15 protein-coding genes and 1 tRNA gene are annotated in these 19,158 nt (G+C 51.3%); 6 read left to right on the plus strand and 10 right to left on the minus strand.

Going from position 1 to position 19,158, the window contains the following annotated elements; genetic code table 11:
- Positions 1–478: 478 nt before the first annotated feature.
- From BK816_RS09735 to BK816_RS04995, 6 genes are all read right to left on the minus strand, one after another.
- The gene (locus tag BK816_RS09735; protein ID WP_257786284.1) at positions 479–607 is read right to left on the minus strand and encodes a hypothetical protein; all 129 of its coding nucleotides are present in this window, start codon (positions 605–607) and stop codon (positions 479–481) included.
- Positions 608–964: 357 nt separating this feature from the next.
- Positions 965–1,040: transfer RNA gene (locus BK816_RS04975), tRNA-Ala, on the minus strand.
- A 92-nt stretch (positions 1,041–1,132) separates the two neighbouring features.
- Positions 1,133–1,552, minus strand: coding sequence for a ribosome silencing factor (rsfS, locus tag BK816_RS04980; protein WP_071164192.1), 420 nt, complete (start codon positions 1,550–1,552; stop codon positions 1,133–1,135).
- Between the two features lie 58 nt (positions 1,553–1,610).
- Positions 1,611–2,315: a nicotinate-nucleotide adenylyltransferase gene (gene nadD, locus BK816_RS04985; protein WP_083379083.1), complete on the minus strand. Its 705-nt coding sequence runs from the start codon at positions 2,313–2,315 to the stop codon at positions 1,611–1,613.
- Positions 2,316–2,326: 11 nt separating this feature from the next.
- Positions 2,327–3,163, minus strand: a complete 837-nt coding sequence (locus tag BK816_RS04990) for a class II fructose-bisphosphate aldolase (protein ID WP_071164193.1) — start codon at positions 3,161–3,163, stop codon at positions 2,327–2,329.
- Positions 3,164–3,226: 63 nt separating this feature from the next.
- Positions 3,227–4,159: an ROK family protein gene (locus BK816_RS04995; protein ID WP_071164194.1), complete on the minus strand. Its 933-nt coding sequence runs from the start codon at positions 4,157–4,159 to the stop codon at positions 3,227–3,229.
- A 168-nt stretch (positions 4,160–4,327) separates the two neighbouring features.
- Here BK816_RS04995 and BK816_RS05000 point away from each other — a divergent pair, with 168 nt between their 5' ends.
- The gene (locus tag BK816_RS05000; RefSeq protein WP_236842296.1) at positions 4,328–5,131 is read left to right on the plus strand and encodes a DeoR/GlpR family DNA-binding transcription regulator; all 804 of its coding nucleotides are present in this window, start codon (positions 4,328–4,330) and stop codon (positions 5,129–5,131) included.
- Between the two features lie 9 nt (positions 5,132–5,140).
- Complete coding sequence (gnpA, locus tag BK816_RS05005) at positions 5,141–7,360, plus strand: 1,3-beta-galactosyl-N-acetylhexosamine phosphorylase (protein WP_071164196.1); 2,220 nt, start codon at positions 5,141–5,143, stop codon at positions 7,358–7,360.
- Positions 7,361–7,463: 103 nt separating this feature from the next.
- On the opposite strand, the gene obgE is transcribed toward gnpA, so the two are convergent.
- From obgE to BK816_RS05025, 4 genes are all read right to left on the minus strand, one after another.
- The gene (obgE, locus tag BK816_RS05010; RefSeq protein ID WP_071164197.1) at positions 7,464–8,990 is read right to left on the minus strand and encodes a GTPase ObgE; all 1,527 of its coding nucleotides are present in this window, start codon (positions 8,988–8,990) and stop codon (positions 7,464–7,466) included.
- A gap of 126 nt (positions 8,991–9,116) precedes the next feature.
- Positions 9,117–9,368: a 50S ribosomal protein L27 gene (gene rpmA / locus BK816_RS05015; protein ID WP_071164198.1), complete on the minus strand. Its 252-nt coding sequence runs from the start codon at positions 9,366–9,368 to the stop codon at positions 9,117–9,119.
- Between the two features lie 31 nt (positions 9,369–9,399).
- Positions 9,400–9,720 (minus strand): 50S ribosomal protein L21, encoded by a 321-nt coding sequence (gene rplU / locus BK816_RS05020; protein ID WP_071164199.1) that lies wholly within the window; start codon positions 9,718–9,720, stop codon positions 9,400–9,402.
- 182 nt (positions 9,721–9,902) lie between these two features.
- Complete coding sequence (locus BK816_RS05025; protein ID WP_071164200.1) at positions 9,903–12,548, minus strand: Rne/Rng family ribonuclease; 2,646 nt, start codon at positions 12,546–12,548, stop codon at positions 9,903–9,905.
- A gap of 347 nt (positions 12,549–12,895) precedes the next feature.
- Between BK816_RS05025 and BK816_RS05030 the strand changes: the two genes are divergently transcribed.
- From BK816_RS05030 to cydC, 4 genes are all read left to right on the plus strand, one after another.
- Positions 12,896–14,416 (plus strand): cytochrome ubiquinol oxidase subunit I, encoded by a 1,521-nt coding sequence (locus BK816_RS05030; protein ID WP_071164201.1) that lies wholly within the window; start codon positions 12,896–12,898, stop codon positions 14,414–14,416.
- A 23-nt stretch (positions 14,417–14,439) separates the two neighbouring features.
- Positions 14,440–15,561, plus strand: a complete 1,122-nt coding sequence (cydB, locus tag BK816_RS05035) for a cytochrome d ubiquinol oxidase subunit II (RefSeq protein WP_071164202.1) — start codon at positions 14,440–14,442, stop codon at positions 15,559–15,561.
- Positions 15,562–15,636: 75 nt separating this feature from the next.
- A complete protein-coding gene (gene cydD / locus BK816_RS05040) occupies positions 15,637–17,400 on the plus strand; it encodes a thiol reductant ABC exporter subunit CydD (protein ID WP_071164203.1) in 1,764 nt (587 codons plus the stop codon).
- Positions 17,393–19,156 carry a thiol reductant ABC exporter subunit CydC gene (gene cydC / locus BK816_RS05045; RefSeq protein WP_071164204.1) on the plus strand — a complete coding sequence of 588 codons (1,764 nt, stop codon included), beginning with the start codon at positions 17,393–17,395 and terminating at the stop codon, positions 19,154–19,156. The genes cydD and cydC overlap by 8 nt, the downstream gene beginning before the upstream one ends.
- Positions 19,157–19,158: the final 2 nt, after the last annotated feature.

Below are 19,158 nucleotides of genomic sequence, written 5' to 3' on the forward strand. Positions count from 1 at the left end.
GCCTTCGCCATTGTCAACCTGAAATGTTAGAAAGACGTAATACCTGCACTTCGTCAACTGGACGAATAGAGACCCATCTTTTTGTGTTAGTTGCATGTGAGCACACCCACAAGGCTATGAGCACAAATCCGGCAATCAGATCCGCGAATTGCGAGCAGCGCTTGAAGGCGACCAACTCGTCGAAGCGTATGACAGGCTACGACCAGACCTCCTTGAAATTCTCTCTGCTTGGCTTCTTGAAAACGACGCGCAACATGGCTAAATAACTCCCTCCGCTTCATCGGTATGGACGCCATCATTGATGCTATGCCTGACCACCATGAAGCCCAAGCGCTCATCCACGACAAATTCTTGGAAAACGCCATCCGGCGCGAACAAATAATCCGCCAAATGGCTGACTCAGTTCACTGGAGCCTCAACCACGAGAGGCCCCAGGAAGACTTAGAAGACAGCGCTACCGACCAGTCTTGCTCTCCCATCAGAAGTGCCATCGTTGAGGTAGTGCCAGGCTGATGTCTCGTTGGGTGGCGGTGGTGAGGACGAACTGGCGGTCTTCGGTTAGCAGTCCGTCGGCTCGGTGTGCATGCACATCATCCACATAAGTCACGAATTCCTTGTGGCTATCAACATGGAACGCTCCCAAGGAGGGGGAGGAACCGGACAGGTTCCATTCACCGAACCTTTCGACGCCCCCGGCTCAACCTTTTGACGCTACATCTAAACCTTTTGACGCCAGCCCATACTTTTTGACGTTGGCCTATACCTTTTGACGCCCAATCCACGAGCCGTCTAAATCCGACATCCGAACCCTCGCCAGGCCCCACAAACGCCCCACAAAGCCACTAATATAGCGCTCTCACCTGCCACCCCACTCCCCCACAAAACCCAGTATTTACAAGGAATAAGCCACTTTCGGGCATGAAAAAAGATGCTGGCTTGGATTGTATCCAAACCAGCATCTAGTTGGTGGAGCTAAGGGGATTCGAACCCCTGACCTCTTCCATGCCATGGAAGCGCGCTACCAACTGCGCCATAGCCCCATTTATCGGGTGCCACTCTCAAGCAACGAATAATAGTTTACTGATCGTCAGCACTCTTCGCAAACCAGTTTGATGTGACACCCAACACAACACTAAAGCCCAATAATGGTGTTAACTTCTTCGGGCTCAGCTTTTGCTTCTGCTGGACGCTCGGCTGGTAGTTGCAGGTCGACACTAGGGCAGTCACCCCAGAGTCGTTCCAAACCATAAAATTCACGCTGCTCATCGAGGAAAATATGAACCACAAAGTGGTCGTAATCCATCAATACCCAGTTTGCTGCGTCAGCACCCTCTCGACGTAGTGGGCGAATACCTTCAGCAACCATCGCTTCATCAACGGCATCAGCTGCTGCTTTTACCCCTCGCTGGGAGTCGGCTGACAACACCAAGAATACGTCTGTGAGAAAGACTCGTTCAGACACGTCAAGTGCTACCGGCTCTAAGGCGCCCCTCTGATACGCTTTCAAAGCTGCTTTACGAACTAGATCTAATGCAAGTTCTGAAACTGCCACTATTACCCCTCAAATTTTATTTAATGATTCGTATTCATCTTACCGGTATTACTGGTATCTAACGGTATAAACCGTATTTTTTGATGTATTGCACTACCCCGTCAGGTACTAGATACCAAACCGGTTTGTTTTCCCGAACTCGTTCACGACAATCTGTGGAAGAAATCGCCATCGCCGGCACTTCCAACAATTTGACATTACCCATTCCACCCGAGGGGTCCAACAACTTATGCCCCGGTCGAGTTACACCAACAAACTGGGCCATCTCCAACAGCTTATCAGCATCCTTCCATTCGAGGATTCGCGCCAAGGCATCAGCACCGGTAATAAAGTACGGTTCGACCTCATCCCGGTCAGCAAAAAGATCAGTCAATGTATCAATAGTGTAGGTGGTTCCACCTCGGTCAATATCTACGCGAGATACCGAAAAAGTTGGGTTTGCGGCAGTCGCCACAACCGTCATGAGATAACGATGTTCGGCACAAGTCACCTCACGTCCAGCTTTAAATGGTTGAACAGCCGCCGGCACGAAAATCACTTCATCTAATTCAAACGCACTTTGAGCTTCTGAGGCAGCCACTAGGTGCCCATGGTGGATCGGATCAAAGGTACCACCCATCACGCCAATACGACGTTTGCGAGTTGGCTTTACCGGTCTGCCCTCAGCGTTTTGACCTTCGGTGATGGTTGCCCCCACTCCGATTTCGTCGCAAGTCTGGCCGAGGGCGGTCTCGGTAGCATTCTTCGCTGGTGAGTTGGTCATCAACGCTGTCCTTAGACCTCGTTGTACCAGTTCAACAAGCGTTTCACTTCAGCTTCCACAACTTCATTACCTGCCCTGAAGTACTTACGCGGATCGACAACGTCTGGACTTTCCGCCAAGAACTCGCGCACGGCCTGGGTGAAGACCACGTTGAGGTGAGTAGAGACATTAATCTTGGTCATTCCGGCGCGAATAGCTTCAGCCATACCTTCATCTGACACTCCAGAAGAACCGTGCAATACCAACGGTACTGGGACTGCCTGGGCAATCTGGCGAATCAATTCATTGTCGAGCTTAGCCCCACGAGTGGTCATAGCGTGGCTAGAGCCAACTGCCACTGCCAATAAATCCACTCCAGTATCGGCAACGAACTTAGCAGCATCCTCTGGGCTCGTACGCGCGGAAGGATCATGCACCCCGTTCTTGCCACCAACTTCGCCCAGCTCAGCTTCCACACTGACTCCGCGTTCATGGCACCACTTCACGACTTCCGCAGTTGTTTCACGATTTTGTTCATCTGGAAGTTTAGAACCATCGTACATTACCGAAGTAAACCCAAGTTCTACCGCCCGGTGACACAAATCGACATCTTCAGCATGGTCTAGGTGGGCAACCACCGGCACCTTCGCTCCACGAGCACAGGCCAAAATGGCCTCACCAATTGGTTCTAGAGCTCCGTGGTATTTCACCGCATTTTGGGAAAGCTGCAGTACCAAAGGCACATCAAGCGCTTCTGCAGCTCGGACGAAAGCTTCAGCGTGGTCTAAGAGCACCACGTTGAAAGCTCCTAAACCAACACCCTGCGATTTAGCTGATTTAGCTACGGAAACAAGATCGACTAACGGCATAATAACTATCCTCTCTGAAAGTAAAAGCTAACCCCTAAAATACACCTGGAAGGCAGCTTGCGTCTACCAGGAAAGACCGAGTTCTTGCCTCATGGCGGCATACGCAATCCCTCGGGTTTGCGCCCAAGAACCCAGTTTGGCACCAATAATTTCCGGCTCAGGCAAAACCCCGATACGATTCCTAACTTTTTGACGCAAAGGGTTAATCAAGTCTGGACCGGCCTCGGCCAATCCCCCACCAATCACGATACGGACCTGACCGAGCAAACTGACCGCAGAAACCACACTGTCTGCCAAAGCTTCACAAGCCTCATCGATTACTTGCTTTGCTACCGAGTTACCCTTCGCCGCTAACTCAAATACTTCCCGGGCCCCATCGATCGAATCATAACTGGTCCGCTCCAGAAAGCGGCGAGCGATCGAGGCTGCCGACGCAATCTGTTCCATCGGCACCCGCTGAGAAGGATTAAAAGGATCGTGAATAATGCTCTGTCCGACTTCACCGGCCCATCCCCGGCCGACTCGTGGTTTACCATCCAGAATCACGCCTGCTGCGATCCCCGTGCCAATCGCGAGGAAAACCGTGTTTGGGCCAGCTTGCCCCCAAATCGACTCAGCCAACGCCCCAGAACGAACATCGTGACCCAGCACCACTGGACGGCCAATTTCTTTTTGCAAAAGCTCTGCCATCGGCACGTCTTCCCAACCCAAATTGACTGACAAGACTGCACAACCTGCTTCTTCATCAACTACACCGGGAACAGCTACCCCGACGGTATGACGCACCCGAGTTTCATCCACCACTCCGCGATAGTCGTGCAGCTCGCCATCATGGATTAAAGTTTCATATTCCCTAGCAATTTGCGCCACCGTCTGGGCCAAAGGCTCAGCACCCTTGGGAGTGGGAGTTCGTTTTTTGGCCAACAAGGAACCTGCCGGATCAACTAGAGCAGACTTGATTGTGGTACCACCAACGTCGATTCCCAAGGTGTACATTAGCCCTCCAATGCGCTAGTGCGAATCGTGTAGCAATCACCGCCGAGGACGACTGCCCATTATGTTCATTTCTTCTGCTCAGTTTAACATGCTTTCTATCACCTTCAATCACTTTTTTGTTATATACTTTTCGCCTAAGTGATGATTAGACAATCAATGCAAAGGAGCATGATGAATCGTTCCGAACGGCTAGGAAAACTAGTTGATCTTGTCATCGAACGTGGCTCCATTACCATTGACGATGTAGTTGCCGCTCTCCATATCTCTGGGGCAACTGCTCGCCGAGACCTTGACGCCCTCGCCCGCCAACAACTAATTACAAGAACTCGAGGCGGGGCTAGAGCTAATACCTCTACGGGTGATCTGCCCCTACGGTACCGCACTAGCCGACAAGGGGACGAAAAACGCGCCCTCGCTTCGCTTGCGGTGGACCGCATCGAACCAGGGTCAACCATCGCCCTCAATGGCGGTACTACTATGACTGAACTCGCCCACGAATTAGGGATCCGTTCCGATCAAGATTCGCATTATCAGTTGCACCCAGTCACCGTAGTGACCAATGCAGTCAACATTGCCAACGATCTTACGGTGCGATCAAATATCCGCGTCGTCTGCACCGGTGGGGTCGCCCGCACTCGCTCATATGAACTAGTCGGCCCGCTTGCCACCCTAATTTTGCCTCATATCAATATTGACGTAACCTTCTTTGGAGTAGATGCAATTAGTCTTGATGATGGCTACTACACCCACAATGCTGAGGAAGCAGCCATCAACCAGCTACTGATCGAAAGAGCACGAAAAGTAATCGCCGTCGCAGACCACACCAAAGCCGCCAAAAGTGCCTTCGCCCGCATCTGTGGGCATGACCAAGTGGACGAACTGTTACTAGGCCCAGGGGCACAACCCGAAATCTATCAGAACCTACACTTGGCAGGTGTCAAAATTGCCATGCCAACCGAGCAAAACAAGTAAAGGAAAAAAATGACCGAAAAAGGCCGCGTAACCCTGCCCATCGAAGTTGGCATGGACGAAGAAATCAAAGAACTGATGGAACGTCTCGGGGCAGATGCTGTTCGCAACTCTGATGGTACTGAACTACCCGCAGTTGCCTCGGAGCTTTTCGCCAAGGTTTACTCCACCTACTTCCCCGCCCGAGGCGACAACGACTGGGCGAAATCAAGGCCACTCGACCGCACTCATTTCTACCTGATGAGTAAGCGCATCCCCGCCCTTACCGAGGGCGAACTAGTCATTGACGTAATGGACGGCTACTTCGCCCAACAAGTCAGCCCCGATACCGACGTTGACGTCACCAAAATGTGGCAGGTCATTGACCGCACCACCGGTGAAACCATCAGCCCCTCCAAGTGGTCACTTGTCGACGATTCGCATGTCAAGCTAGCAGAAGCTATCCCCGGCCACGTTTACACCGTCAACTTCTTTGCCAAGCAAATGTGGGACTCAACCCAGATGTATAACTACATCACCAACGACTGGCATCTAGACCCGAAGCGTTGCAAAGAAATGCCCTACGATGTGCGCATCCCCGAAACTTGGGAACATATGCAGAGCGCACTCAAGCAATGGTGCCTAGAACACCCCGAAGTTGATGTTGTCCGCTTCACCACCTTCTTCTACCACTTCACCTTGGTCTTCAACCATGTGGGCAAAGAAAAGTTTGTTGACTGGTTCGGTTACTCGGCCTCGGTCAGCGAAAGTGCCATGGACGAATTCGCCAAAGTCTACGGCTACGAACTAACCCCAGAAGATTTCGTAGACGAAGGCTATTACAACAACCCCTTCCGTAGTCCTAAACCGCAGTTCCTAGACTGGATGGACTTCACTCACCGTTTCGTAACCGAAAAAGCAAAAGAACTGGTGAAGATCACCCACGAGGCCGGTAAAGAAGCCATGATGTTCCTAGGGGACAACTGGATCGGCATGGAACCATATGGCCCATACTTCCCAGAAATTGGGATGGACGCCGTGGTCGGTTCCGTCGGTTCGGCCGCCACCTGCCGTATGATCAGTGACATTCCCGGAGTAAAGTACACGGAAGGTCGTTTCCTCCCCTACTTCTTCCCCGATGTATTCAACGCCGAGGGCGACCCAATCGGTGAAGCCAACCGCTCATGGCTCGATGCACGCCGAGCAATTGTTCGTTCCCCACTCGATCGTATGGGCTACGGCGGCTACCTTTCGCTTGCTGTTCAGTTCCCCGATTTCGTTAATCGAGTCGAACAAATCTGTGAAGAGTTCCGGCAAATCCATATCCAATCCGAAGGCATCCGCCCAGCTGATGCCCCATTCACTGTTGGTGTGCTCAACGCTTGGGGCAAGATTCGGTCTTGGCAGACCCACATGGTGGCACACGCCCTGTGGTACAAGCAGATATACACCTACCTTGGGGTAATCGAATCCTTGGCGGGTCTACCCTTCGAGGTCAAGTTCCTCTCCTTCGAAGACGTCGAAAATGGCGTCCCTGATGAAATCGGCGTCTTGATTAACGCTGGTAGCGCCGGGACCGCTTTCAGTGGTGACCTTGCTTGGGGTAATACCCAGCTAGTAACCACCATTCGTCAATGGGTAGCTGACGGTGGCGCCTTTATCGGTGTGGGTGAGCCTTCTGCTTACCAGCAAAACGGCGCATTCCTCCAGCTCTCCGATGTACTTGGAGTTGAACGCGAAACCCACCTGACCCTCAATACCGACAAGTACCATGAGGTGACAACAGACCACTTCATCACCGCTGATCTTGCCGAAGCCTTCGATGACGGTGAAGGTGGCGGAGATGTCTACGCCCTCGATGAGAACACCAAGGTCTTGGCTATGAAGGACGGATCCGTCCAGATTGCAGCACACGCCTACGGTCATGGTCGAGCCGTCTACCTTTCCGGCCTACCATACAGCTCCGAAAACTCACGCCTGCTCCACCGCGCACTATACTGGGCTGCGAACCGCGAGCAAACCTTTGAAAACAACTGGCATTGCGACAATATCTACACTGAAGTTGCCTACTACCCCTCGGCTAACAAGATCTTCGTTTACAACAACACCGAAGAAACCCAGTCGACTCGAGTACACGGCCACGGCAAGGTTTGGACCGCAATTCTAGGCAGCGCTGGTTCCCAGTGGATTGACCTCAACGAAAACCCCGGAGAGGCCGCTGCCGGAGACAACCCTGTTTCGGCAATAATCTAATTTCTTGACCAAAACTTTGTGGGGTAGCAACCAGATTCGGTTGCTACCCCACAAAGTTTTACCATGTCGCATTCGCGACTGGACACGCCGTTAGAAACGCTTACTAGTCGCGATCTGGATCAGTCCAGACTCCAGCTTCACGCTCAGTCCACAGCTCTTCACGAGCAGCGGCCTTGGCATCCATCCGGTCGTAGTATTCTGCGCGCTTTTCCGCACGAGTCTTACGGCCAGAATCTTCCAAACGCAAGTCAGTACCACGACGACCGAGTAGCTCGGCCCCAGTTTGCATGGTTGGTTCCCAATCGAAAATGACGCCACCATCAATCGGGCCAATCACCACAGTCACCCCAGGCGTGGCACCAGCGGCAAAGAGTTGTTCTTCCACTCCCGCGTTAGCCAAGCGGTCAGCCAAGAAGCCAACTGCTTCATCGTTAGCAAAGTCGGTCTGCTTAACCCAGCGTTCTGGTTTCGAGCCTCGTACCTGGAAAATAGTTTCCCCATTAGCTTGAACGGTACGGACAGTAATCTCATCACGTTGAGCCGGACGATCTGGACGCAAGACGACTGGGCGAGGATTCTCGGCCTCGGCCAATACTTGCTCACGATGATCGGCGACCATCTTAGCCAAAGCAAAAGAGAGTTCTTTCAGCCCATGATGCGTAACCGCAGAAACGGCAAAAGCTGGGTATCCCAATTCGCTGATCTCTGGGGCGACCATTTTGGCCATGGTCAAACCATCGGGCACATCGACTTTATTCAACACAATCACTCGAGGGCGTTCCATCAATGGTACGTACCCTTCAATCTCGCCGAGGTCGCCCTCGTACTGGGCTAGTTCGGCCTCGATGGTTTTCAAGTCTGATAATGGATCGCGTTCAGATTCCAAGGTGGCCGTATCAAGCACGTGGACAATCACTGCACAGCGTTCAATATGACGCAAGAACTCATGCCCGAGCCCCTTACCGGCACTAGCCCCAGGAATCAAACCTGGCACGTCGGCAATGGTATAACGGTCATCTCCGGCCTGGACTACACCCAAGTTAGGGACCAAAGTGGTGAAAGGATAGTCCGCGATCTTTGGGCGAGCTGAGCTCAAAGCCGCAATCAAAGAAGACTTACCAGCCGAGGGAAAACCAACCAAAGCCACGTCAGCCACCGACTTTAGCTCGATGCGCACCTCAACTTCGTCACCGGGTTCACCTAGCAGTGCGAAACCTGGTGCCTTACGCTTACTGGATGCTAAGGCCGCATTACCGAGGCCACCACGGCCACCACCAGCAACCAAGAAAGAGTCGCCTTCACGAGTAAGATCGGCAAGAATATTGCCCTTCTTGTCTTTCACCACGGTTCCGGCGGGAACCGGCAAACGAAGAGTTTCCCCATTCTTGCCGTGGCGGAAGTCGCCCATGCCAGGCTGGCCGTTACCGGCACGCTGATGTGGCGAACGATGATAAGGCAAAAGTGTGGTCTCTTGCGAATCAACCACTAGCCAAACGTCACCACCATTACCACCATTGCCCCCATCAGGGCCACCGAGTGGCTTGAACTTCTCACGGTGAACGGAAGCACAGCCGTGCCCGCCTTTACCGCCTTGCGCGAATAGGGTGACAGCATCAACGAATGAGGCCATCTTGCCTCCTTAAAATAGCAATGGCAAGTTGATTAACCTGCCGTGATAAAAAGATTATCAAAGAAGATATAAAAGCGGGGCGCGTAGCTCAATGCCACGCGCCCCCAAGCTTTTAGCTGATTAAAATCAGGCGGAAACCACGTTCACCACACGGCGACCACGGCTGTTGCCGAATTCCACTGCACCAGCAGCGGTAGCAAACAAAGTGTCATCCTTGCCGCGGCCTACGTTTAGGCCTGGGTGGAAGTGGGTGCCACGCTGGCGAACAATGATTTCACCGGCGCCAACTAGCTGACCACCGAAACGCTTAACGCCTAGGCGCTGTGCGTTCGAGTCACGACCGTTCTTGGAAGAACCAAGACCTTTCTTATGTGCCATTTCGGTACTACCTTTCTTTCGTCAGGAAAGATCACGCAATAGCGGTGATCTTGACCGTCGTAAGCTTCTGGCGGTGACCCATACGCTTCCGGTAGCCGGTCTTGTTCTTGTATTTGATAATTGAAATCTTAGGACCCTTAGCGGGGGCCACAACCTCTGCGGAAACCTTGACTTTTTCAAGTTCTTTAGATCCGGTGGTGACCTTGTCACCATCGACCAACATCAGCGGCTGGAAGTCGACAGTTTCGCCAACTTCAGCAGCCAGCTTGTCGACGACGACGACATCACCGACGGACACCTTTTCCTGTCGGCCGCCGGCCTTGACAATCGCGTAGACCACGTTGCTGCTCATCTCTTTTAGAAAACGAATACTTACCATTGGGTGAAAGGAAGTCGAAGAATCGAATTCTCTCTCAACACCGAGTATCTAATGTACTCTACCTTGACCTTTTCGGCAACTATTAACGACGTAATGTCGCCTAGAAGGCTGTGGCATTAGACACTAGATATCTCTTATCTCTGTTCAGCCTCAGCCTAAGCTTCTGGCTGTTCAGACTCGTTAGATTGTACCTCACCACTAGGGTTCACATCGGGCGACACTACCCCTTCGGTAGTTGCTACCCGACGACGAGCCCGACGTGGAGCTACTGCTCTAACTTGATGACTGCGGGTCGAAGCTGCCTTAGTTTGGCGAGTTTCTGCAGTTTCTAGTTCCCCTAAGGCACGTTCTGCTTCAGGGGTAGCACTTGCACCCGAAGTTTCTGAGGCCGCCTCTGGTTGAGTAATCTCACTTCCAGAAACAGCGTTTTGCCCTGAAGTGCTGGCAGTAGTCACGACCCCGCCAGAGGTGGCGACACGACGTTTGCGCGCTTTAGGCACAGTCACTTCGTTACTAGGTTCATTCGCAGCCTGTTTGTTTGGAGCTGCTACCTGTGAATCGCTGCCATCAGTTTCAGCCCCCTTTGCCGCTGATTTCTTTTTGCCACTCTTAGCTTTCGAATCGCTCTTGCTAGTCTTCTGCTTCGCGTCTCGCGACTTTTTAACCCCAGACTTTTTAGTATTCTGGGTGTCAATAATTTCTTCAGCGGCTTCCTCAACCACGGCAATCGCATCTTGGAGCGCCTCTTCTGCAGCTTCTTCCGACTTCAAAGAGGCCTGAGCGATCGCTGTCATTGCGGCGGTCACCTTGGCATGCTCGGCTTTAGCTGCGGCTTCTGCCCGTGCTTTAGCTTTCGCCGCATTAGCGCTTTCTTTCTTATTGCGTTTGCTAGGCTTTTCAAAAGCATCGAGGATGTCATCGCGTTCGCGTTCAATTGGTTTGTCATGGACGATGAAGCCTCGTCCGCCACAGCATTCACATTCAGTTGAGAATGCTTCAACTAAACCTTGACCAACACGCTTACGGGTCATTTGGACCAAACCGAGGGCGGTTACTTCTGAAACCTGGTGGCGAGTGCGATCTCGTCCTAGGCATTCGACTAGCCGACGCAGAACCAAGTCGCGATTCGATTCGAGCACCATGTCAACAAAGTCGATCACGATAATGCCACCGATATCTCGCAAGCGAAGCTGGCGAACAATCTCTTCTGCCGCTTCAAGGTTATTCTTGGTGACAGTTTCTTCAAGGGTGCCACCCGAACCGGTATAACGACCCGTGTTCACGTCGATCACTGTCATAGCTTCGGTACGGTCAATTACCAAAGAACCACCGGAAGGCAACCAAGCCTTACGATCCATTCCCTTTGCCAGTTGTTGATCTACTCGGTAGCTGGCAAAGATGTCTTCCTCGCCCTCGTACTTTTCCAACCTTGGGGCAAGTTCTGGAGAAAGTTCCTTGACGTACTCGCTAATCGTCTCCCAAGCATTTTCGCCAGAAACAATTAGCTTTGTGAAGTCCTCATTGAAGATGTCACGGACCACACGCACAGCCAACTCGGGTTCCGAGCGGACAATATACGGTGCGCCCTTCTTTTTCTTCTGCTTTTTCTCAATCTCGAGCCACTGCTTTTCCAAGCGCTTCACATCAGCGGTTAGCTGTTCAGCGGTAGCCCCTTCTGCGGCAGTACGTACAATCACACCAAAGCCCTTAGGCACAATCTGACGCAGAATCTTCTTTAGACGGACGCGTTCCTTTTCCGGCAGCTTGCGTGAAATGCCAGTCATGGAACCAGAAGGAACCAACACTAGGTAACGTCCAGCTAGCGTAATCTGGCTGGTCAGACGAGCACCCTTATGACCAATTGGATCCTTAGTTACCTGGACGAGAACTGAATCCCCCGAGGAAAGAGCTTTTTCAATCCGGCGCTGCTTGCCAGCCATATCCGAGATATCCCAGTTGACTTCACCAGCATAAAGGACACCATTGCGCCCCTCGCCGATATCAACGAAGGCAGCTTCCATCGAAGGCAAAACATTCTGGATTTTACCTACATAGACATTACCGACTTTAGAAGTCTGGGCACGACGGGCAACATAATGTTCAACTAGAAGACCGTCCTCGATCACGGCAATCTGATTGAGGCCGTCACGCTCACGCACTAGCATCAATCGTTCGACTGACTCCCGGCGCGCCAAGAACTCCGCTTCGGTTACAACAGTCTTTTTACGACCTTCTTTACGGCCTTCCTTACGACGCTGCCGTTTAGCCTCAAGACGGGTAGAACCTTTCAGCGCGGTCACTTCATCCTTAGGATCGCGCTCATCTGCCGTTTCGACCTCGGCATCATTATCAGCCACACGGGTACGGCGGCGACGGCGACGACGGCTGCCGCTACCAAGTTCTTCATCTTCGTCGACTGCCTCAACCGAGCGCTCTTGCTCGCGATCATCGTCCGATTCCGAGCTCACTGCTTTACGCCGAGTGCGACGTTTCGAGCTTTTTGACTCATCGTCCGCCTCAACCCGTTCATCACTTCGATTTTTTCGAGTTCGATTGCGACGCGAGGACTGCTCGTCTTCAAGCTCAAGATTAGCTTCAACCTCATCAACATTTTTGCGACGGTTTCCCTTAGACCGAGGACGGCGGTATTCCTCGTCCTCGTCAGAAACCTTAGGCTTTCTAATCACCAAAGTTGGATCTGGCGCTTGAAACAGCGGCGCCATGGCAGCGGGCTGCACGATCGGCTTTGCGGGCGCAGTCTGCTCTGGCTCAGCTTGGCTGAACAAATCAATATTCGTCATAGTAATAAATCTCCAATATGGTGCCTTGGCATCTATCAGGCACTCGTACCGCTCCGTGCGGCGAAAATCTGTGGGGCGCAATGCCGGAACAACCTAAAGTTGTAAGCTCGATACCACTAGCCTACCCAAATGATACCAGCCCAATTGCTAGTGTGATTAGCTGACAGTTGTCTCAACGAGTCAATACGCCCTCGGCAAAATGTAAAAATTGCAAATTTCAAGAACTCAAAGCATGGACTTTAGTAGTCTCAAAGTCATTACAATTCGGCTAGTTTTCGTACATTACGCCATAAAACCTACTAACATAGAGACTGAAATACTATTACTCTTAACGAAAGGTGGAGCGAGTGGTAACCCTACCTGCTGCCTTAGATGCGCTAACAGTTGCGCGCTGGCAATTCGGTATCACAACCGTGTATCACTTCATCCTCGTGCCGCTAACCATTGGACTTTCGGTCATGGTAGCCATCATGCAAACCATGTGGCTCAAGACCCAAAAAGAATCTTGGCTCAAAGCGACACGTTTCTTCGGCAAGCTATTCCTAATTAACTTTGCTTTGGGTGTAGCTACCGGTATTGTGCAAGAATTCCAGTTTGGGATGAACTGGTCTGAATACTCCCGTATGGTCGGCGATATCTTCGGCGCCCCACTAGCCATCGAAGCACTCCTAGCATTCTTTATGGAATCAACCTTCCTCGGGCTATGGATCTTCGGTTGGGGCAAGCTATCCCCCAAGCTACACACTGCCATGATTTGGTTGGTTGCCGCGGGCGTTAACTTCTCCGCCCTATGGATTTTGGGCGCAAACTCGTGGATGCAGCACCCAGTGGGTGCCGCTCTAAACCCTGAAACTGGCCGTTTTGAACTTGATGGCTTTGCTGGTTTCGGAGCCGTCGTCGCAAATCCAAAACTATGGCTCACTTTCTTCCACGTCGTCCTTTCCTCTTGGATGGTTGCGGGCACCCTGATCGCTGGTCTTTCCATCTGGTGGATGATTCGCGCTAACAAGGCAGGTGGCGAAGGTACTGAACAAGCCAAAAATATTTGGCATCCAGTGGCCCGCTTCGGCATCTTGATTTTGTTCATTGGTGGTCTTGGTACCGCCATCTCTGGCGACCTGCAGGGCCAGTACTTGGTGAAGGAACAGCCCATGAAGATGGCTGCCGCAGAGTCCCTCTGTGAAACCCAGAAGGCGGCATCGTTCACCGTGGCCGCTTGGGGTGACTGCCAGTCTGAAGAAGGTGTCAAGCGATTCATTGAAATCCCTGGCCTCTTCTCCTTCCTAGCTACTCACGATTTCAATGCAGAAGTTGAAGGTGTAAAGAACCTACAGCAGAAGAACGTTGAAATCTTCAACGCCAATAAAGCCTTCACCGACAAATACGGCGATGCCAGCCAGTACGACTTTGCTCCTAATGCAAACGCTTCCTTCTGGTCTTTCCGTTTCATGATCGGCCTTGGCCTCTTCTCAATGTTGCTAGCCATCGCTGGTTGGTGGTTTACCCGTAAGGGCAATATTCCTGATCAGAACTGGCTCGCAAAGCTAGCTATTATTTCTTTGCCATTCCCCTTCCTCGGTTCTTCCTTCGGATGGATCTTTACGGAAATCGGCCGTCAGCCATGGGTAGTCGTACCTAACTTTGCCACTGGTTCCGACCCAGTTGGTGACGTCTTCATGATGACCCAAGCAGGTGTTTCTGGTTCCGTTTCGGCTGGAGCTATGTTGACTACCTTGATTGTCTTCACGCTACTGTACGCCGCACTCGGTGTGGTTTGGTTCTGGCTCATGCGCCGCTACGCCCTCGAAGGCATTACGTCCAAGTCGTCTAACGGACACGAGGGGCACGACCTCTCGTTCTCCTACTGAGAATCGCAGAAAGGAAATAAGAAATGACTACCTTACAAGTTCTGTGGTTCGTACTTATTGCCGTACTTTGGACCGGCTACCTAGCTCTTGAAGGCTTCGGTTTGGGTGCCGGCATGCTCCTGCACCGCATCGGCAAGAATGAACGCGAACGTGGTGCGATTGTTAAGGCAATCGGCCCTCACTGGGATGGCAACGAAGTTTGGTTGCTCACCGCTGGTGGCGCTACCTTTGCCGCCTTCCCGGAATGGTACGCCACGATGTTCTCGGGCATGTACCTCGCTTTGTTCCTAATCCTAGTGGCGCTCATTATGCGCATTTCCGCTTTGGAATGGCGCAAGATGGTTAACTCGGAACGCTGGCGCGCTTTCTGGGACTGGTCTCAGACCATTTCTGCGTGGCTAGTTCCGATCCTATTTGGCGTTGCTTTTGCAAATCTCGTTCAGGGCATGCAGATTGCCGTAGTTGATCCAAAGACCCCACTTGAAGCTGTACCAGTTGATCAAATCGATCTTTCTGTACACGTACACAACCTAGTTGGTGGTTTCTGGTCGCTGCTCACCCCATTCACCATCCTCGGTGGTGTCGTGGTTGCCTCGCTCTTCTTGAGCCATGGGGCACTCTTCCTCACCATGAAGTTGAAGGGTGAAATGCGTCAGCGCGCCGAACAGAGCGCCTCTACCCTTTCGATCGCCTCTACTGTGTTTACCGCAGTTTGGGCTATCTGGGCACAGCTCGCTTACGGTAGTGCTCAGCCACTTGCGTGGATTCCATTGGCATTCGCAGCAGTCGCGCTGATTGCTTCCACTGCCTTGACCATGACCGGAAAGTTCACCGGCGCTTTCATCGCTTCCTTCACCGGAATCGCAGGTGCCGTTGCTTTCATCTTCACCAATATGGCTCCCGATGTTATGCGTTCGGCGATTGATCCCGCCTACTCGCTAACCCTCTGGGATGCTTCCAGTTCATCAGGGACTCTTTCCCTCATGTCTGTTGTTGCAGTCATCTTGGTCCCGATCGTTTTGGCATACACCGTTTGGTCGTACTATGTCTTCCGTGCCCGCATCGGCGTTGATGACGTCCATCCTGCAGGCTTGTTGAAGGACAAGATTCGCCCAGGTGAAAGTTTCTTGAGCACCTCAGCTTAAAGATACTTTTTAGCCTTAAAAGAAGCCCGGAGTTATCGCTATACACTCCGGGCTTCTTTTTGTAACAATGTAGCAATGAAGCCGTTAGATCCTCGACTCCTGAAAGAAGTCGCACCTGCGCGAAAATACTTCCTAGCGATCTCCGCAATGGGGGTTCTTTCTGCCGCCCTAGTCTTGGTACAAACGGTAGCTCTATCAAAAATCCTGGCACCACTTATTAACGGCACGAAACTTTTTAGCTGGGAAACCCTCGCTACCCCAGCCTTCATCATTTTGGCTCTTACGGTATTAATTCGAGCCCTAACTATTTATTTCCGAGAATCCTTAGGGCATCAAGCAGCCGGCCAAATTATTCTGGATTTAAGATCAAAGGTACTTAACGCTGCCTCTCAACTAGGTCCACGTTGGTTAGCAGAAAACAGTACCGAGCTCGTAACCTTAGCGACCAAAGGCTTAGATAATCTTGTACCGTACTTTGTCCGCTATCTTCCCCAGTTAGTGCTGACAATGACAGTCACGCCTATGGCCCTAGTGGTCATGGCTTTCTTTGACCTCTGGTCAGCAATTATTGCCTTTCTTTCACTCCCCTTGATCCCCATATTCATGATTTTGGTTGGAAAACTGACTCAAGAGTTTTCTGATCGAAAGATTGCAGTAATGGAATCACTAGGGGCACAGGTATTAGATCTGCTAGCTGGCCTAACCACGATGAAAGCGCTCGGACGGGAAAAAGGCCCCGAGAAAAATATCCAGATTATCGGCGAAGATTACAATAAGTCGACCATGGCAACGCTTCGCTTGGCTTTCCTCTCCGGAGCTATTCTTGAGTTCATTGCCACTTTGTCGGTTGCCTTAGTGGCGGTTGAAGTTGGCCTCAGACTGGTTGCTGGAAATATAAATCTTTACGCCGGTCTCATCGTCATTATGCTTGCACCGGAAGTATTTAATCCACTTCGTCAGGTCGGCGTACAGTTCCACGCATCCTCTGATGGCGTGGCTGCTGTTAATGCTGCCTTCGATGTACTCGAAGCAAAAGAACCCCATAAATCCTCACAGTCGTGCCCAGACTTGTCTCGAAGCAAGATTCAGATTGAACAGGTCTCGATTGCAGCTCGAGGAGCTTTTTCGCCGGACTCGGTAAATGCCGTGATTTCTCCAGGGCAGACCGTAATCCTTTCGGCGCCCTCGGGAGTTGGAAAAACCAGTTTAGTGATGGCACTTTTAGGTTTCGTGCCCATAGCTAGTGGTCGAATCTGTTTTAGCCAGCCCAACAACAATGCGATAAATCTGGACCAAATCGACTTGGACAGCTTACGAAGGCAAGTACTTTGGGTGCCACAAAGACCGGCACTGCTACCAGGCAGCATCCTAGACAATATCGATATGAATCTTTCAGCGAAAGATTCGAAGCTTGCCCGCCTAGCTTCGCTAACTGGTTTAGACCAAGTTGTTGCTACTTTGCCAGATGGTTGGCATACTAAACTCGGCCATGGTGGAGTGGGTCTGTCGATCGGTCAACGGCAGCGCTTAGCACTAACTCGGGCACTTCGATTAGACCGCCCACTAGTTATTTTGGATGAACCAACTGCTCATCTTGATGCCCTCAGCAGCCAACAAGTAGTGGATATTATTCAACTGTTGAAGCAACAAGGAAAAACCTTGATCCTTATTTCCCACCGTGGTATCCCACTCGAAATTGCCGACCAAGTTATTGAGCTTCACTCAAAAAAGGATGAGAATGCGAATTCTAAGGGGAGTTTTAAAGCTTTGGGGAACCACGACGAGAATGCGAATGAGCTAGAGATTGAAACCTTCTTGTCAGGAGGTAGTCATGCTTAAGATTTTAACTACTAGCGAGCGAAGAGCTTTAGACAGGATATTTCCTCAACTGGAGCTGTCCAAGACGCGTTTAGCATGGGCGGTATTTCTTGGTGCTTTAGCACTGGGATCCTCAGTTGGCCTAGCTGCAGTTTCTGCTTGGCTAATTGCCCGCGCTTCCCAGATGCCACCAGTCATGTATCTAAATGTGGCAGTAGTGTCGGTTAGAGCGCTTGGCATCTCAAAAGCCCTTTTCCGCTATGTCGAACGTTTGGTTTCTCATCATCTCGCTTTAAGTGGAGTCGTCAATCTTCGAACAAATGTTTATCGTCAGATAGCCAACCTTCGTTCAGACATTGTGGCAGCTTCAAATCGTGGACAGATTTTATCCCGTGCCACTACAGATGTAGATGCAATTGGTGATTTCGTAGTCCGTTCCTTGCATCCTATTTTAGTCACCAGCGTAGTAAGCATATTTACCGTTGTCGGCTTAGCATTCATCAATATTCCAGCTGCCGTGTGGGTTGCGCTTTGTCTATTTGCATCTGCCTATGTGGGGTTGGCATTGACTGCCCGTGCTACTCGTGAAGCCAGCATCATTGCTCGTGAGTTTGAAGCAAAGCTGACCGCTAGCTCAATCGATCTGCTGGAAAATGGTGCGGAGATTGAAGTTTTAGGCTTAACCTCTAAATACTCTGAGAGTTTGGAGCACTCTGAAGCTCAGCTACTTGCTGCTAGAACTAAAGTCGCGAAGCGGCTTGCTTTAGCAAATGCTATTGATACTTTATGCCTAGGCTTAGCCATCCTTGGAACCACCGTTATTGGTAGTTGGGCCTTGGCTAATGGACAGATTGCCGCGGTAAATTTGGCAGTACTAGTTTTAACTCCGATGGCAGCCTTTGAAGGAACAGCTATGCTGGCTCCTGCAGCTAGCCAATTGGTTCGATCTGGGGCGGCAGCCCAAGCTCTGATAGGCATTTTGGATAATCCAGTAGATGCTCCTACCAAGCAACTGCCAGAGCAGGTATTGCCCTCGTTAGAAGCTAAAGATTTAGCTATCGGTTGGTCTGCTGACCGCCCAATTTTTACTGGGCTCAATCTTGAGTTGAAACCAGGTAAATCAATTGCGATTATTGGCCGCTCTGGCATCGGAAAAACTACCCTACTTCTTACCTTGGCAGGCCTGATTCCACCGTTGTCCGGTAGAGCCCAGTTAAGCGGCATAGATTCGTGGCAACTTTCTCGTCATGATGCGTCCCGAATTGCAACTTTGACTGCCGAGGACGCCCATCTATTTGGTACCTCAGTCTTAGAAAATCTACGGGTAGCCAGAGGTGATCTATCTGAAGCCGAGGCGCTAGAGTTACTAGCTCAGGTTCAATTGGGCGACTGGATTGCTTCGTTACCTGCCGGGGTTCATACTAAGTTAGCCAATGATGGCAAAACTCTTTCTGGAGGGGAACGTAGACGCCTGCTGGTGGCTCGAGCCCTTGCTAGTAACTCTCCCCTCTTATTGCTTGATGAGCCTGCAGAGCATCTTGACCAGTTAGCTGCCAGACAGCTTTTGGACGATTTGCTGAAGCTCACTCAAAGTAGCGAGAATCCAAGAGGCCTAATAATCGTGACTCATAATTATGACGGTCTCTCAGCCTACGATGAGATCCTTGAACTCTCAGACAAAAATGGTATTACGGAAAAACCAACACTTGAGGTAGCCGATAGTAAGGTAGTGTTTACCTCAACCGGTTCATTCCCTGAGGCCGACACCAAGGAGTAGTA

The organism is Boudabousia tangfeifanii, assembly GCF_001856685.1.
GTDB lineage: Bacteria > Actinomycetota > Actinomycetes > Actinomycetales > Actinomycetaceae > Boudabousia > Boudabousia tangfeifanii.